The sequence below is a fragment of the Pseudomonas sp. P1_F7 genome, from assembly GCF_056405655.1.
On record NZ_JBFUBR010000007.1, the window covers coordinates 275,974 to 291,727 of the forward strand.

At 59.2% G+C, this 15,754-nt stretch carries 20 protein-coding genes; 7 read left to right on the top strand and 13 right to left on the bottom strand.

Going from position 1 to position 15,754, the window contains the following annotated elements; translation table 11 throughout:
* The first annotated feature begins 67 nt into the window (after positions 1-67).
* Entirely contained in the window at positions 68-1,297 is a 1,230-nt protein-coding gene (locus tag AC1D1M_RS13450; protein ID WP_223443495.1) for a nucleoside recognition domain-containing protein, read from the top strand.
* On the opposite strand, the gene AC1D1M_RS13455 is transcribed toward AC1D1M_RS13450, so the two are convergent.
* Positions 1,279-2,376, bottom strand: coding sequence for an aminopeptidase (locus AC1D1M_RS13455; RefSeq protein ID WP_477775996.1), 1,098 nt, complete (start codon positions 2,374-2,376; stop codon positions 1,279-1,281). The genes AC1D1M_RS13450 and AC1D1M_RS13455 overlap by 19 nt on opposite strands.
* 58 nt (positions 2,377-2,434) lie before the next feature.
* Here AC1D1M_RS13455 and AC1D1M_RS13460 point away from each other — a divergent pair, with 58 nt between their 5' ends.
* Together AC1D1M_RS13460 and AC1D1M_RS13465 are read left to right on the top strand one after the other, a co-directional pair.
* Entirely contained in the window at positions 2,435-2,857 is a 423-nt protein-coding gene (locus AC1D1M_RS13460; RefSeq protein WP_477775997.1) for a PA0061/PA0062 family lipoprotein, read from the top strand.
* 41 nt (positions 2,858-2,898) lie between these two features.
* The gene (locus AC1D1M_RS13465; RefSeq protein ID WP_477775998.1) at positions 2,899-3,321 is read left to right on the top strand and encodes a PA0061/PA0062 family lipoprotein; all 423 of its coding nucleotides are present in this window, start codon (positions 2,899-2,901) and stop codon (positions 3,319-3,321) included.
* 4 nt (positions 3,322-3,325) lie between these two features.
* On the opposite strand, the gene AC1D1M_RS13470 is transcribed toward AC1D1M_RS13465, so the two are convergent.
* Positions 3,326-3,559, bottom strand: a complete 234-nt coding sequence (locus tag AC1D1M_RS13470; protein WP_477775999.1) for a DUF1161 domain-containing protein — start codon at positions 3,557-3,559, stop codon at positions 3,326-3,328.
* Positions 3,560-3,948: 389 nt separating this feature from the next.
* On the opposite strand from AC1D1M_RS13470, the gene AC1D1M_RS13475 reads away from it, so the two are divergent.
* Positions 3,949-4,950 carry an LLM class flavin-dependent oxidoreductase gene (locus tag AC1D1M_RS13475; RefSeq protein ID WP_007989465.1) on the top strand — a complete coding sequence of 334 codons (1,002 nt, stop codon included), beginning with the start codon at positions 3,949-3,951 and terminating at the stop codon, positions 4,948-4,950.
* A 68-nt stretch (positions 4,951-5,018) separates the two neighbouring features.
* On the opposite strand, the gene AC1D1M_RS13480 is transcribed toward AC1D1M_RS13475, so the two are convergent.
* A complete protein-coding gene (locus tag AC1D1M_RS13480) occupies positions 5,019-5,240 on the bottom strand; it encodes a DUF1161 domain-containing protein (RefSeq protein ID WP_056726693.1) in 222 nt (73 codons plus the stop codon).
* A gap of 121 nt (positions 5,241-5,361) precedes the next feature.
* On the bottom strand, positions 5,362-5,577 hold the full coding sequence (locus tag AC1D1M_RS13485; protein WP_008045871.1) for a dodecin: 216 nt from the start codon (positions 5,575-5,577) through the stop codon (positions 5,362-5,364).
* Positions 5,578-5,734: 157 nt separating this feature from the next.
* On the opposite strand from AC1D1M_RS13485, the gene AC1D1M_RS13490 reads away from it, so the two are divergent.
* Entirely contained in the window at positions 5,735-6,058 is a 324-nt protein-coding gene (locus AC1D1M_RS13490; protein WP_477776000.1) for an ElaB/YgaM/YqjD family protein, read from the top strand.
* Here AC1D1M_RS13490 and AC1D1M_RS13495 read toward each other — a convergent pair.
* On the bottom strand, positions 6,055-6,948 hold the full coding sequence (locus AC1D1M_RS13495) for a LysR family transcriptional regulator (RefSeq protein ID WP_477776001.1): 894 nt from the start codon (positions 6,946-6,948) through the stop codon (positions 6,055-6,057). The genes AC1D1M_RS13490 and AC1D1M_RS13495 overlap by 4 nt on opposite strands.
* 124 nt (positions 6,949-7,072) lie before the next feature.
* On the opposite strand from AC1D1M_RS13495, the gene trpB reads away from it, so the two are divergent.
* On the top strand, positions 7,073-8,308 hold the full coding sequence (trpB, locus tag AC1D1M_RS13500) for a tryptophan synthase subunit beta (protein WP_103397960.1): 1,236 nt from the start codon (positions 7,073-7,075) through the stop codon (positions 8,306-8,308).
* Positions 8,308-9,120, top strand: coding sequence for a tryptophan synthase subunit alpha (gene trpA / locus AC1D1M_RS13505; RefSeq protein ID WP_015092933.1), 813 nt, complete (start codon positions 8,308-8,310; stop codon positions 9,118-9,120). The genes trpB and trpA overlap by 1 nt, the downstream gene beginning before the upstream one ends.
* 208 nt (positions 9,121-9,328) lie before the next feature.
* Here the strand turns inward: trpA and AC1D1M_RS13510 are convergent, their stop codons facing one another.
* The 8 genes from AC1D1M_RS13510 to AC1D1M_RS13545 all read right to left on the bottom strand — a co-directional run.
* Positions 9,329-11,290 (bottom strand): DUF7844 domain-containing protein, encoded by a 1,962-nt coding sequence (locus AC1D1M_RS13510; RefSeq protein ID WP_477776002.1) that lies wholly within the window; start codon positions 11,288-11,290, stop codon positions 9,329-9,331.
* Positions 11,287-11,607: a DUF2388 domain-containing protein gene (locus AC1D1M_RS13515; protein WP_108231768.1), complete on the bottom strand. Its 321-nt coding sequence runs from the start codon at positions 11,605-11,607 to the stop codon at positions 11,287-11,289. The genes AC1D1M_RS13510 and AC1D1M_RS13515 overlap by 4 nt, the downstream gene beginning before the upstream one ends.
* Before the next feature lie 27 nt (positions 11,608-11,634).
* Positions 11,635-11,952, bottom strand: coding sequence for a DUF2388 domain-containing protein (locus AC1D1M_RS13520; RefSeq protein ID WP_477776003.1), 318 nt, complete (start codon positions 11,950-11,952; stop codon positions 11,635-11,637).
* Between the two features lie 107 nt (positions 11,953-12,059).
* Positions 12,060-12,380: a DUF2388 domain-containing protein gene (locus AC1D1M_RS13525; protein ID WP_477776004.1), complete on the bottom strand. Its 321-nt coding sequence runs from the start codon at positions 12,378-12,380 to the stop codon at positions 12,060-12,062.
* A 142-nt stretch (positions 12,381-12,522) separates the two neighbouring features.
* Complete coding sequence (locus AC1D1M_RS13530) at positions 12,523-12,732, bottom strand: DUF1127 domain-containing protein (protein WP_477776005.1); 210 nt, start codon at positions 12,730-12,732, stop codon at positions 12,523-12,525.
* A 258-nt stretch (positions 12,733-12,990) separates the two neighbouring features.
* Entirely contained in the window at positions 12,991-13,206 is a 216-nt protein-coding gene (locus tag AC1D1M_RS13535; RefSeq protein WP_108218709.1) for a DUF1127 domain-containing protein, read from the bottom strand.
* 319 nt (positions 13,207-13,525) lie between these two features.
* Positions 13,526-15,019, bottom strand: coding sequence for an acetyl-CoA hydrolase/transferase family protein (locus AC1D1M_RS13540; RefSeq protein WP_008018492.1), 1,494 nt, complete (start codon positions 15,017-15,019; stop codon positions 13,526-13,528).
* A gap of 213 nt (positions 15,020-15,232) precedes the next feature.
* Positions 15,233-15,754, bottom strand: a 522-nt coding sequence (locus tag AC1D1M_RS13545; RefSeq protein WP_477776006.1) for an NAD(P)(+) transhydrogenase (Re/Si-specific) subunit beta, incomplete at its 5' end; no start/stop codon positions are given.

Sequence of the window (15,754 nt, forward strand, 5' to 3'; positions counted from 1 at the left end):
GAAATCCGGGGTTTGTCGTTTCTGGCCACCCCGCTATCATTCGCGCATCTTTTGGGGGATTTGACTGATGCTCAATGGCCTGTGGCTTGGCTTCTTCATCGTGGCAGCCGTATCGGCGCTGGCACAGTGGCTGATTGGCGGTAACGCCGGGATATTCGCGGCGATGGTGGAAAGCATTTTTGCCATGGCCAAGCTATCGGTCGAAGTCATGGTGCTGCTGTTCGGCACCCTCACCCTCTGGCTCGGTTTTCTGCGCATTGCCGAGAAAGCCGGGATCGTCGAATGGTTGGCCAAGGCCCTGGGGCCACTGTTTTTGCGCCTGATGCCTGAAGTCCCGCCGGGTCATCCGGCCATCGGCCTGATCACCCTGAACTTCGCCGCCAACGGCCTGGGCCTGGACAACGCCGCCACACCGATCGGCCTCAAGGCCATGAAAGCGCTGCAAGAGCTCAATCCCAGCGCGACCGTCGCCAGCAACGCACAGATTCTGTTCCTGGTGCTCAACGCCTCCTCGCTGACCCTGCTGCCGGTGACCATCTTCATGTATCGCGCCCAGCAAGGCGCGCCTGACCCGACGCTGGTATTCCTGCCGATCCTGCTGGCGACCAGTTGCTCGACCATTGTCGGCTTCCTGTCGGTGGCGTTCATGCAGCGCCTGCGCATCTGGGACCCCGTGGTGCTGGCCTACCTGATCCCCGGCGCCCTCGCCCTCGGAGGTTTCATGGCGTTGCTGGCGACCCTTTCGGCGACCGCGCTGGCCGGCCTTTCATCGATCCTCGGTAACGTGACGCTGTTTGGCCTGATCATGCTGTTTTTACTGATCGGCGCGCTGCGCAAAGTGAAGGTCTACGAGGCCTTCGTTGAAGGAGCCAAAGAGGGTTTCGACGTTGCCAAGAACCTGCTGCCCTACCTGGTGGCGATGCTCTGCGCGGTGGGCGTACTGCGCGCGTCCGGGGCGCTGGACTTCGGTCTGGATGGCATTCGCCATCTGGTGGAATGGGCCGGTTGGGACACGCGCTTCGTCGACGCGCTGCCGACGGCAATGGTCAAACCCTTCTCGGGTAGCGCCGCCCGGGCGATGCTGATCGAAACCATGAAGACCTCGGGCGTCGACAGCTTCCCGGCGCTGGTGGCGGCAACGGTCCAGGGCAGCACCGAAACGACGTTCTATGTCCTGGCAGTGTACTTCGGTGCCGTGGGCATCCAGCGCGCACGCCATGCAGTCGGTTGTGCATTGCTGGCCGAGCTTGCCGGGGTGTTGGGTGCGATCGGGGTTTGCTATTGGTTCTTTGGTTGATCGGCCCCGCCAGCCAAATCTTTCAGCGCCGCCTTGCGTTCGCCCGCCGGCAAGGCGCCGAGCTTCTCCACGGCGGCATAGAACTTGAGCCAATCGCCACCCACCTGATGGAACAGCGCGGCAAATGCCGGAACCCATTGGTCGTATAAGCCAAACGGCAATAGCCGGGCATTGTTCATCGGGGCATGGATCCAGGCGTCGTAGCGTTTGTCTGCGTCCCACTGACTGTCGCGCAATTGCCGGTATTCGCTGCGCAAGCGCTCGAACTCGGCAGCCTTGCGCTGGCGCATTTGTTCGGTTGGCAACGGCAAGGTGTAGAGTTTTTCCAGTCGGGTGCGGGTTTTGAGCACCAACTCAGTGAACTGGTCGCGCTGACGCGCCTGCGCATAGTTATCCGGTGGCAGGTGGCGGTAGGCGCGCCATTGGCGAGTACCTTCCTGCTCGACGAAGTTGGCAAAGGATTCGTTGAACTCCGTGTCGTCCTTCACATAGAAACGCTGATGGGCCAGCTCGTGAAAGATCAGCGTGGCCAGTCGCTCATCCCCCCAACCCATCATCGAGCTGATGATCGGGTCGTTGAACCAGCCGAGTGTCGAATAGGCCTCGACGCCGCCAATCGACACGTCCATACCCTGCAAGCGTTGCAAAGCTGCTTCGCCGCGGGCTGCACTCTGGCTGTAGTAACCGCGATAGGCCACGCAGCCGGCGATGGGGAAGCAGTGGTTTACGGGCTTGAGAGAAAATTCCGGCGTGGCGAAGACATTCCAGACGACGAAGGGACGCCCAATGTCCGCGTACAAGCGGTAGCTCTGGTTATCCGGCAGGTGCAATTGCTGGCTGGCAAACGTTCGGGCTTTTTGCGATTGCTCCAGGTGTGTGCGCAGTTTTTGATCGCGCGCCGGATCGGTAATCACGCTGGAAACCGGCTCCCTCGCCCGCAGCAACTGCAGTTGGCCACTGGCCAGTTGACTGTAGTAGCTGGTGCTGGCGCAACCGTTGAGCAACAAAAACAATACACCCGGAAACAAAACGCGAAAAACGCGATCAAGTAACCCAAGGCTAGGAAGCGGCCTGATCACAATAATTCTTCCTTGGAGAGTCTTTTCGCAAGACTATCCCGCCTGACTGGAGCTCGCTATGCGCATGTTGATACTGACAGGAGGCCTGCTGATGCTGGCCGGCTGTGCTTACTTCGGACTACCCCGCCCTGATCCTGCGCAAGCCTGGATCGACCTGGAGTCGAAGCAAGAAGATACGGCGCTGCAGGCGCTGGAGGTCGATGACAAGGCCACCGACGATAAACGCTATTTCCAGGTGCAGCCCGGTAGCCATGAGCTGACGGTCCGCTACCAATTCTCAGTCCAGCCAACCAACATCGGCCCTGACGCCGAGCCGTTGTGGCGCGATTGCCAGCTGAACGTGAAATTCAACGACTTCAACGCGGGCGAGCGTTATCAGCTGCAGGCGGGGAACATCGGCTTTCGGCCTTGGGCGAAACTCTACGATCAACAGCGAAAAGTGGTTGGCCAAGGCACGCCAGCGGGCTGTCAACACACCTGATCGGCGTTATGCTGAATGCATAACCCCTTGGGACATTCATCATGTACAGGTTGATGCTGTTGCTGGCTGCCAGCGTTGTCGCAGGCTGTCAGAGCCCGATGCCGGCGGCTAATCCAAAGATGGCCTGGGTCGAATTTTCCACGCCCTTCCCTAACGATAAATTGCTGATGGCCGAGCGTCTGGATAAACAACGCTTGGCCGACGGGCGTTTTTTTGAGGTTATGCCCGGCAGCCATGAACTGATCGTCCGCTTCGACTTCGAAGTACCTGGTGGCGGGGGCTTGAACATGATGGGCGGCCCTTCTGAACGCATATGTTACTTGACCATCAACTTCGATCATTTCGAAGCCGGCCAACGTTATGTGCTTGAAGGCCGCTCGATTGCCTTCATCCCTGAAGCCAGGCTATACAACGCCAAGCGGGAGATCGTTGCAGAAGATCGGGAGTCTTACTGCTTGATGTGACGTGTCAGCGGTCGTTCTTCTGGTAGATGATTTTCCTGGTGCCGTTTTCGCACGAGCCAACGACCATGTTCTGGTCATGGACCTCGTCGTTGGTGACGATTTCAAGCGTGTAGGCGGTGACGCCACTGGCCTGGATCTTGGCTTCGATCTCGGCCTTGAGTTCTTCGCAGGGTTTCGGCGCTGCGAGGGCCGAAGTGGCCAGTGCGCAACAGATAACCGCCAGGGCAAAACGTTTCATGGTTGAAGCTCCTTTGAGGCAGCATGCATATTCATGGCTTTTCGCTGCTGTCATTTATTCGACCACAGTTTTAGCGGGCAAATCTGTCACGACGCAAAAAAGATCGCAGCTTTGAGCACCTTCTACCGAAGATCCCGGCAGGTTGCGCAAGGCTGCGGTCTTTTTTTTCAACGAAAATCTAGCCGACCAATGTTGCCTCCAGGCTGATCTTCGCATTCAGCACCTTGGACACCGGGCAGCCCTGTCCGGTCAATCTGCTTTTTTCGCAGGATTTTTTACCGGGCTATTGAAACTCGGGTATATGCCCACATTGCATGAACACGCTTTTGGATTCGGCAGGTTTGCGTTCGCAAGAACAAACCTGCGCCCTCAATTGGAGAAGCAGGTTTATGAAACGACTGTCCGATATCAAGTTCTCGACCCTCGATCTGGTGCCGGTGCGCGAGAACGGCAGCGCGGCCCAGTCGCTGCGCAACTCGCTGGACCTGGCGCAGCACGTCGAGAAGTTCGGTTACAACCGCTTCTGGGTGGCTGAGCACCACAACATGGATGGCATCGCCAGTTCCGCGACTTCGGTGCTGCTCGGTTATCTGGCCGGTGGTACGTCGACCATTCGAGTCGGTTCGGGTGGAGTGATGTTGCCCAACCACGCGCCGTTGGTGATTGCCGAACAGTTCGGCACCCTGGAAAGCCTTTATCCGGGCCGGATTGACCTGGGCCTGGGCCGCGCGCCCGGTTCCGACCAAATGACTGCACGCGCGTTGCGCCGCGAACGCTCCGGCAGCGCCGACGACTTCCCGGAAGATGTGGCGGAACTGGTGCGCTACCTCGGGCCACGTACACCTGACCAACGCATCATCGCCATGCCGGGAACCGGGACCAATGTGCCGGTCTGGTTGTTGGGATCGAGTCTGTTCAGTGCGCAACTGGCCGGTGAGCGCGGTTTGCCCTATGCCTTCGCATCGCATTTCGCACCGCGCTACATGCATGAAGCGATTCGGGTCTACCGCAATCACTTCAAACCGTCAGCCGTTTTGGACAAACCCTACGTGATGCTCGGTGTGCCATTGGTGGCAGCCGATACCGACGAGCAGGCCGATTACCTGGCGACTTCGGTGTTCCAGCGGATTCTCGCCCTGATGCGTGGCCAAAGCCTGGTACAGCGTCCGCCGGTGAAGACCATGGACGGCCTGTGGCTGCCCCATGAGAAAGAGGCTGTGCACGATTTCCTTGGCTTGGCCATGATCGGCAGCCCGCAGAAAATCCGCGCCAAACTCGAGGTCCTGATCGAACAGACTCAGGCTGACGAGCTGATTTTCACCTGTGACCTGTACGAACATGCGGATCGCGTGCATTCCTACGAGTTGCTGGCGCAGGTCATGCGAGGCTGATACTCAAAATGCAGGCATGAAAAAGCCGACGCCCTGACGTCGGCTTTTTCATTCAAGTGGGACCCGGCCTACTTTTTATAGACGATCACTTTGGCGCCCTCTTCGCATTTGCCAACAACTTTCCCGCCGGCAGCGGCACCTTTGTCGACAATCTCCAGCGAATAACCGGAAACGCCCTTGGCATCAAGTTTCGCTGCGATTTCGGCTTTCAGCTCTTCGCATGGTTTGCCACCCGCCAATGCGCTCCCCGCAAGGCTCAACAAACCCACTGCCAACATAAACTTCTTCATCGGTTGCATTCCCTGGTCGGATCATAGGGGTAACCAGCCGTCAGCCGGACGCACTCATGGAGTGCTTTGCCATTCCCTATGGCATTCGACCGGCGTGCAAGTTCAGAAGACTAGCCCAAAGTCAGCTACTGGCAATCCGGAATCCGACTTTCAAGGTCACCTGAAAGTGCGCAGCCTTGCCGTCCCTGATGTGTCCACGGGTCTCGGTCACTTCAAACCATTCCATGTACTTGATGCTTTTGCTGGCTTCGGCCAGCGCATTGTTGATCGCATCTTCGATACTGCTGGTGGACGAGCCGATCAGCTCGACTTTCTTGTAGGTGTGATGGTCAGACATGGCGTTCTCCTCGGCGTGTGAATTACAGACTAGCAGTGATTTTTCCTATTTCTTCTGTTGGCCGTTCTGACGGTGAAGTTCAGATTTTCTGCACTTTCTCGAACCCGTGAAGTCCCAACCAACACACGCCACTCATCACCAATGCAGGAGAGCCACCATGGCCAACAGCTCGTTACGCAAAGCCTCATTGCAAAGCATGGAAGCCGAGATCGAGAGTCTGCTCAAGTCTTTGGAAAGCCTGAAGGACGACGCCTCGGACGAGTCGCGTAAAACCCTCAAGACCCTGAAAAGCAACGCCGAGAATGCCTTGAGGCACTCGCGCCATCTGCTTGCCGATGCCTATGAAGAGGTCAAGGTCAAAACCCGCGAAACCGGGATTGCCACCCGGGACTACGCCCAGGAGCACCCTTGGACAACAGCCGGTGTTGCCGTGGGCGCATTGGGCCTGCTGGCCGCTTATCTGTTGTGCAAGCGTGATTAATCCGCTCGACGCAGCTCGTTCTTGAGCCACTGCGCCAGTTGCCGGGCGCGCCCGTCCGCGGCGCGCTTGGGTAGCCACAACGCCAGTTGTGCCGGGGTTTCACTGAAGCCCCATGGCGCAACCAGGCGGCCGGCTTTCAAGTCCTCCGCCACCAAGGGTTCGGGAGCGATCGCTACGCCCAGACCCGCGACGGCGGCTTCCAGCAAGTAATACAAATGTTCAAATCCCTGACCGTACTTCAATGCCCTGGCGTCGAGGCCGCGTGGTTGCGCCCAGCTTGGCCAGGCTTGCGGGCGTGAGGTGGTGTGCAGCAAGGGTTCGCTCAGCAGTGCAGTGTCCGGCGCGTCCTTGAGCCGTTCATAGCCGGTGAACCGCGGGCTCATGACCGGACCGATGCGTTCGCTGGCCAGCTCAAAAACCTGCATGTCCGCTGGCCAGGGGGGCTCGGCAAAGACCAGCAAGGCATCCAGCCCCGGTCTTCGCGGATCGAGATCGCCTTCTCCGGCCGACAGGTGCAGGCGCAAGTCCGGCAGGTCGGCATTGAGTCGCCCCAGGCGCGGGATAAACCAGCGTGCCAGCAGGCTTCCCGAGCAACCGAGCACGAAGGGAGCATCGGCCGTGCTTTGTGTGAGTTCGGTGCAAACACTGCGCAGGCGCTCGAAGGCCTCGCTGCTGGCATCACGCAGGCGTAACCCGGCTTCTGTGAGTTTCAGGCCGCGTCCGTCCTTGATGAACAGGCTTACGCCGAGGTGCTCTTCAAGCACCTTGAGTTGCCGGCTGACGGCCCCATGGGTGACGTGCAACTGCTCGGCCGCCTGACTGACGCTGTTCAAGCGGGCAGTGGCTTCGAAGGCGCGAAGCGCGTTCAGCGGAGGAAGGTCATGGCTCATTGGATCTGTGAGTTTTCCTGACAGGTTGTGGCGATCTTATCGGTTTTCAGGTCGGGTCGTCAGGGGTAGAGTGAAGCCCACTATCTCTTTATGCATCATTTCACGCATTCAACTGGAGCGCCCCATGACCCAGACTAATCTGCGCAACGGCCCTGATGCCAACGGCCTGTTTGGCGCGTTCGGCGGCCGCTACGTTGCCGAAACCCTGATGCCGTTGATCCTCGACCTGGCCCGTGAATATGAGTTGGCCAAGGAAGATCCTGCATTCAAGGAAGAACTGGCCTACTTCCAGCGCGACTACGTCGGACGTCCAAGCCCACTGTATTTCGCCGAGCGTCTGACCGAGTTCTGCGGCGGCGCGAAGATCTACCTCAAGCGTGAAGAGCTGAACCACACCGGCGCGCACAAGATCAACAACTGCATCGGCCAGATCCTGCTGGCGCGGCGCATGGGCAAGAAGCGCATCATCGCCGAGACCGGCGCCGGCATGCACGGTGTGGCCACGGCCACCGTCGCCGCGCGTTTCGGTCTGGATTGCGTGATCTACATGGGCACCACTGACATCGAACGTCAGCAGGCCAACGTGTTCCGCATGAAGCTGCTAGGTGCCGAAGTGATCCCGGTGGTGGCCGGTACCGGCACGCTGAAGGATGCGATGAACGAAGCCCTGCGTGACTGGGTGACCAACGTCGACAGCACCTTTTACCTGATCGGCACCGTGGCCGGTCCGCACCCTTACCCGGCGATGGTCCGCGACTTCCAGGCCGTGATCGGCAAGGAAACCCGCGAGCAACTGCAAGCCCAGGAAGGCCGCCTGCCGGACAGCCTGGTGGCGTGCATTGGCGGTGGTTCCAACGCCATGGGCCTGTTCCACCCGTTCCTCGACGACAAGAGCGTCGAGATCATCGGTGTTGAAGCTGCCGGTTACGGCATCGAGACCGGCAAGCATGCGGCCAGCCTGAACGGTGGCGTACCGGGTGTGTTGCACGGCAACCGCACCTTCCTGCTGCAGGACGACGACGGTCAGATCATCGACGCCCATTCGATCTCTGCCGGCCTGGACTACCCGGGCATCGGTCCGGAACACGCCTGGTTGCACGACATCGGCCGGGTTCAGTACACCTCGGTGACCGACGACGAAGCCCTCGCCGCGTTTCACCAGTGCTGCCGCCTGGAAGGGATCATCCCTGCCCTGGAAAGCGCCCATGCCCTGGCTGAAGTGTTCAAGCGCGCACCGAGCCTGCCGAAGGATCACCTGATGGTGGTCAACCTGTCCGGCCGTGGCGACAAGGACATGCAAACCGTGATGCACCACATGGAACACTCTCAACAAGAGCAATCGAAGCAGGAGAAACACTGATGAGCCGCCTGCAAACGCGTTTTGCCGAACTCAAGGAACAGAACCGCGCCGCTCTGGTGACCTTCGTGACCGCTGGCGACCCGGGCTATGACACGTCTCTGGCAATCCTCAAGGGCTTGCCGGCAGCCGGCGCCGACGTGATCGAACTGGGCATGCCCTTCACCGACCCGATGGCGGACGGCCCGGCCATCCAGCTCGCCAACATCCGTGCGTTGGGTGCCAAACAGAATCTGGCGAAAACCCTGCAAATGGTTCGCGAGTTCCGCCAGGACAACAACGAAACGCCGCTGGTGCTGATGGGGTACTTCAACCCGATCCACATGTACGGCGTACCGCGCTTCATTGCCGAAGCCAAAGAGGCCGGGGTTGATGGCCTGATCGTGGTCGACCTGCCGCCAGAGCATAACGGCGAGTTGTGCGACCCGGCGCAGGCCGCGGGCCTGGATTTCATTCGCCTGACCACGCCGACCACCGACGATGTGCGCCTGCCGACTGTTCTCAACGGCAGCTCCGGTTTCGTCTATTACGTCTCGGTGGCCGGTGTGACCGGCGCCGGTGCTGCCACGCTGGAACACGTCGAAGAAGCGGTCGCGCGTCTGCGCCGCCATACCGACCTGCCGATCAGCATCGGTTTCGGTATCCGGACTCCGGAACAGGCAGCGTCCATTGCACGTCTGGCTGATGGCGTGGTGGTGGGCTCGGCGTTGATCGATCACATCGCCAATGCCACCTCCCCGGAACAAGCCGTGGATGGCGTGCTGAGCCTGTGTTCGGCGTTGGCCGAAGGCGTGCGTAAGGCCCGCGTCAGCTGAAGGCAACGTTCCTGATTCAGAGACTGAACAGCAAAAAGGGCTTCAGGACTGCGTTCTGAAGCCCTTTTTGCTGTGTGTGGCTAAACGCTGTAACCCTTGTGGGAGCGAGCTTGCTCCGGGCGGCGATCCGACGATAGCGGCCTGTCAGCCAACATCAATGCTGGATGTGCAGCCCATCGCGAGCAAGCTCGCTCCTACAGGTTACGGATCAAGGCAACTCTATCCCGCCTGATGCCTTGTGCAGTTTGCGCAGGTGCTCACCAATCTGCTTCACGTTGGCCTCGTTGGCGGCCATTTCGGCGGCGCGGCTCGGTTCAAGCAGCGCCCTCACCTCCTTGTCCAGATCCCCGGACAGCGCCAGGAGTTGTTTCTGGCGCTGGCTGCTTTCCGATTCCAGATGCTCCCACTCGCTCGATTGCGGCAAGCCATAACCGTTGGTGCCCAGCAGTTCCGCCGGCCGGCTGAGGAAACCACTGTTGGCGAGAATGTCCTTGAGCGTCTCGTTGGCCTTATCCATACCGCCATTCTTCAGCTCTCGGGCGCCCAGATAACGCTGTTTCACTTCATCCTGGGCCAGCAGCAATTGCTGACGGAAACTGGCCTGTTCCAATAGCAGCAATGCCGCGCTGGTGCGCAAATCGGCCTGCTCGAACCATTGCCGGCGCTCTGCGGCTTTCAATTCGAGCCAGTCTTCGACGGTTTCCTGTTTGATCGGCAAGTGCTTTTTCAGGATCTCGAACATGGCCTGATAGCGCTCGCGGAAGGAGTCGAAGCGAAAACCCAGGCGCAAGGCTTCTCGCGGGTCGTCCAGCACACTGGTGTCCGCCAGTCCGCGGCCTTTCAGCACTTCCAGCAAACCATTGGGCATGATGTTGTCGAGTCCCACCAATTGCGGGTTATTGGTACCGCCACGCAGCAATTTCAGCTCTTCCACCGCGCAGTTGTTCGACAGGAAGAAGTAGTTGCCGTCGTAGCTCCAGTGCATCTCGGCGGCACGTCCCACCACGTCTTCAATCTCTCTGCGCGACAGGTTCAGGGGCACGGAGGCCAGGCTGCGCAGTTCGGTCTTGGTGTACTCGTCGATGACCTGGGACAGTGGCAGGATAAACAGTCGCGACGGGTACTTACCGACCAGGCCATCCCAGCTCGACAGTTGTACGTCGCCGACGAAGGCGCGGTACGACAGCACAAGATGCTGGTCCAGATCCAGTCGACAATCCGGTCCGCGTGGTCGGCCCGGCGCGCAGATCACAAGGCGCAACATGCTGTGGCCCCAGCGGCTGAACAGGTTCTGGTTAGCCTCGGCCAGCAGATAGTCAACGGCATAGACCCGCTCCGGATCGACCTGGCCCAAAGGTGTCTTGGCGAAGTCGTTGCCGGCATTGAGGAAGGCGAAGGTTTTGCTGCAGCTGTTTTTGGCGGCGGGCGCCCAGCCGAAATGTTCCTTGTAGTAGCGGTACAGCGCGGGGCGGCGGCAGGCGTAGCTCGGGTCGAGGAGGAAATATTCCATGTTGACCGCGACGAATTCCTTTGGGCTGCTGGTCTCGTAGATGTCCGGACTGCGGGCAATCTGGCGATTGTGCTGTTCGCGTTCACCACGACGGCCTACGTATTGCTGCCAGCCGGCGAGGTCGAGCAGGCGCGGATCGTCACTGAGGGTATAACGCCGATCGGACTGGCCCCGACATTGATCAGGAATGCCCACCAGCCCCGAGCTGTTGTTGCGCTGGGTGCAGCGCTGAATCAGCTTGCGCTCGGCATCCGGCCACAGGCGCGAGCGGTCGTAGATGTGAGTCAGCTCGTGCAACACCGTGGCCAGCATTTCCCGGCGCACGGTGCCATGGGGGCGATGGGTTTTCCTGGTCGCGGCGCTGCCATCGGTGAGACCGGCCAACAGGTTGCGGTTCAGATCGAGCTCGGACACCAGCGATGCCTGGCCGTAGGCGTTGCGCGGCATGTCATCGGTCCAGCCGACGTCGATGCGCCGATCGAGTTGCTCGATAAAGCGTGGCGGCAGTGCCTGCATAGCTTCATCGAGCAACGCCTGACTGGCTTGCTGTTGTGCGGGAGTCAGACCTTCGGTCTTGAGATTTAACTGAAGGCCTGCGTGGGCCGTGTTGCCGAGCAGCAACAGTGCCCCGGCCAGCAGCCAGGCGCCTGGACGCTTCACAGTGCGAGGATGGCTTCGGCGAGATCCTGATCACTGGCGTCGCGGGCTTCCGGCACGCGGGTGCGCAGCAAGTCGAAAGCGGATTCCAGGTGAGCGCCACGAATGTCGCCATTGCTGGCAACGAAACTGGCGGCGTCGTCCTGGGCTTCGCGCACGATTTTCGAATCGCGAATGGACGTGGTGGTGTCGGAGGTGAAATCGAGGGTGCGCTGGGTGGCGCGGATCAGCATGTTACTGGTGGCAACCAGAGTATGTGCCTGGGACACATCGGCCAACAGCAGCAGGCCTAAGGTGGCAGCAATCAGCGGGTTACGCATGGAACGACTCCAGAAAAACAGGGATAACTATTGGACGAGAATTGCTTGTGCCAGTTCAAGGTCGCTGGCATGAAGTTTTGCCTGGGTTCGGCGCAGATACCGCAGGGCCGACTCCAGTCGTGCGCCTCTCAGTTGGCCGTCACTGGCAATGAATGCCGCAGCGTCATCCTGGGCGGCGAGCAGCAGTTTATGGTCGAAGGGGGCGCTGGTCACCAAACTTGTGGCGTAACCGCTGGCGACGATGCCTTGGGTGGACAGATTGAAGGCGTCATAAGCGTGGGCCGATCCGCAGCAACCAAGGGTAAGAAAGGCTGGAGCGATCAAGAGATTTGAAGGAAAACGCATGAGACTCGACAGTTAAAAATGAGTCCCAAGGCTAGCGCAAGGCCCGTTCTAGAGCCAGCGCAGAAACATTGGGGCACGTCGGGTGTGCCCCATGTCTGTGCGGTCGTTTAGATCGTCAGAATCGCTTGCGCCAGTTGGGCGTCGCTTGCGTTCAGCTGTGGCGCCTGGTGGCGAATATGGTCGAGTGCGCTTTCCAGTTTCACGCCGCGGATGGAACCTTCACTGGCGACGAAGCTGGCTGCGTCGTCACGGGCCGCGAGGACAATCTTGTCATCCTTGAACGAAGACGAGACGACATCGGTAGTCGCATCGGACGTGGCTTTGAGCGCATTGACGACAGCATCCGTGGTCACGATGAAGCTGCTGGCTTGGGCGCTGGCAGCCACGGCAAACAGGGCTGCAGCGCTGAGCAGACGGAGACGGGACATGGGTAACTCCTTTGTGTAAACCAATTGAAAAATGGCGCAGTGTCTGCAAAGTCAGACGCCAGGCGCTTGGCGCTCGCCACGTTCTGATTTGATATTAGGCCTGAGTGTGTCAGTTCGAACAGCCCGTCATGCAAACAGGCAGTCAGCGCCAGAACGGTTTATCCAATTCATTGATGYGGTCGGCGTGGCTGATGCCAAGGTCTGATAGCTGACGATCATCGAGTTGAGCCAGTAAACGTCGTGTTCTCGCCCTTTCCAGGCTAGCGAAGAGTCCTGTCAGCAGATCTCTAACCCAGTGCAAGCAAGGTCTCGATTGAACTGAGGGGGTGGAAACATCCTGTAAAGAATTCATGGCGCGGTCCCTGTCCTGATAAGTAGAGGGCTCCATGCTGACACCGGCCAAACATCCACTACAGACACACTGCGACGATATTGTACTCGTTCAGTTTGTTGTTTTCTCAAACTGTACTGGTATTCAGGTTTCCCTACTGTAAGACCGGATTTGACAGGCCAAAACGACAAAACCCGTCGTGGTTTCCCACGACGGGTTTTGTTTTTTCAATTCGGGTTGCTGGCGGTGGACCTTAAGGTCAGAGCCAGCGACGCTAACTTAGCGCCAGAACGGCTTGCTCAGCTCTTCGTAGCGTTGTGCTTCGCTAATCCCGGCGTCAGCCAGCAGGCGCGAATCCAGGCGAGCCAGTTGATGGCGGCTGGTAATGCGGCGCTGCCACAGCATCAGGTTGGCGATAACGCGCAGAGGCAGGGAAGCCTGGGTTTTTGCAGCAGTATCTTGAAAGAACAGATCGGAACTGAGTGTACGTTCCATGGTGGTCATCCTTCCGCTTATGGCGGGATTAGGTAGTGGTTTAACTGGTGCCCATGATCCTCTCGTTTGCCTAGTCTCTGTAGATACAGTTCATCTGTATTGTGAGGGCTCAGTTAACTGTTTATAGGGGGTGTACTGGTCGAAATTGAGGCAACTGTACCTGTCTGCACTGTTGTGGTGCTAATTTACAGTTTTCGCCCAGTCAGGTGGGAGTTTTCCGTAGGAAATGACCGGTACAGCAGTACAGTTTTTTTCAGTTTGCGCGGAAGTAATAGCAAGCTGACGAAACTGTGTTTGCGCCAGCTGCTATCTGTATCAATTACTTCTTCAGCATTTGCCCGGTTTCTTCCAGGTTGATGTGCCAGCTCAGGGCGTCACGCAGGATGTGCGGGGTGTGCCCGCCGATGGCGCATGCGGCGGTGAAGTAATCATTCAGCGCCTGGCGGTAATCCGGGTGCACGCACTTGTCGATGATGACCCGGGCACGCTCCCGGGGCGCAAGGCCTCGCAAGTCAGCCAGGCCCACTTCGGTCACGAGGATGTCGACGTCRTGTTCGGTATGGTCAACGTGGCTGACCATCGGCACCACGCTGGAGATCGCACCGCCCTTGGCGATCGACTTGGTCACGAACACGGACAGGTGCGCGTTGCGCGCGAAGTCGCCTGAGCCGCCGATGCCATTCATCATCCGTGTGCCGCAGACGTGAGTGGAGTTGACGTTGCCATAGATGTCGAACTCAAGGGCGGTGTTGATGCCGATGATGCCGAGGCGGCGCACGACTTCAGGGTGGTTGGAAATCTCCTGCGGGCGCAGGACCAGCTTGTCCTTGTAGCGCTCCAGATTGCCGAACACGTCGGCATTGCGCCGGCTCGACAGGGTGATCGAACTGCCCGAAGCAAAGCTCAGCTTGCCAGCGTCGATCAGGTCGAAGGTCGAGTCCTGCAGCACCTCGGAATACATCGTCAGGTCTTCGAACGGCGAGTCGATCAGGCCACACATCACCGAGTTGGCGATGGTGCCGATACCGGCTTGTAGTGGGCCGAGCTTGTTGGTCATGCGCCCGGCTGCCACTTCCTGTTTGAAGAAGTCGATCAGGTGGTCGGCAATGGCCTGGGTCTCGGCGTCCGGCGCAAGGACAGTGGAGGGCGAGTCAGCCTGGTTGGTGACCACGATGGCGACGATTTTTTCCGCTGGAATCGGAATGGCGGTGCTACCAATGCGATCGTCGACCTTGACCAGCGGAATCGGCGTGCGGGTCGGACGGTAGGTCGGAATATAGATGTCGTGCAGACCTTCGAGATTCGGGTTGTGCGCCATGTTGATCTCGACGATCACGTGCTTGGCGAAAATCGCGAAGCTGGCCGAGTTGCCTACCGAGGTGGTTGGCACGATATGCCCTTGTTCGGTGATCGCCACGGCTTCAATCACGGCAATGTCCGGCAGTTTCAATTGCTGGTTGCGCAATTGCTCCACGGTTTCCGACAAGTGCTGGTCGATGAACATGACTTCACCGGCATTGATCGCCTTGCGCAGGGTGCTGTCGACCTGAAACGGCATGCGTCGCGACAGCACGCCAGCTTCGGTCAACTGCTTGTCGAGGTCGTTGCCCAGGCTTGCGCCGGTCATCAGGCTGATCTTCAGCGGCGTGACCTTGGCACGCTCGGCCAGCGCCTGGGGGACGGCCTTGGCTTCGCCAGCGCGAGTAAAGCCACTCATGCCGACGGTCATGCCGTCCTCAATCAGAGCGGCAGCGTCGGCAGCGCTCATCACTTTGTCCAACAACGAAGGCAGGCGAATACGGTCACGGTACATGGATTGTTATCTCGGGCAACAGGTAGCAGGACGTGCAGTCTAGTGAATTGCGCTGGCTTCTGTCCCGCTACCAAGGTCGCAATCGAGGCGTCTATTCCGGGCCTTTAAAGCAAAACACCGTTACCGGATCGGTAACAAAAGAATAGTTTGTCCGACGATTTGCGCAAACAAAAACGCCCCGACGAGTCGGGGCGTTCTGTGTACCGCAGAGGGTTAGTCGACGGCCTTGACCATGTCTTCGATGACCTTTTTAGCGTCGCCGAACACCATCATGGTTTTGTCCAGGTAGAACAGCTCGTTGTCCAGGCCGGCATAGCCGCTGGCCATCGAGCGCTTGTTGACGATGATGGTCTTGGCCTTGAACGCTTCGAGGATCGGCATGCCGGCAATCGGCGATTTCGGATCGTTCTTCGCGGCCGGGTTGACCACGTCGTTGGCGCCCAACACCAGCACCACGTCGGCCTGGCCGAACTCGGAGTTGATGTCGTCCATCTCGAACACCTGGTCGTAAGGCACTTCGGCCTCGGCCAGCAACACGTTCATGTGCCCGGGCATACGACCGGCCACCGGGTGGATCGCATACTTCACGGTCACGCCGCGGTGGGTCAGCTTCTCGGTCAGTTCCTTCAGCGCGTGCTGAGCACGGGCCACCGCCAGGCCGTAGCCCGGCACGATGATCACGGTGTCGGCGTTGGTCAGCAGGAAGGTCGCGTCGTCAGCCGAACCGGACTTCAC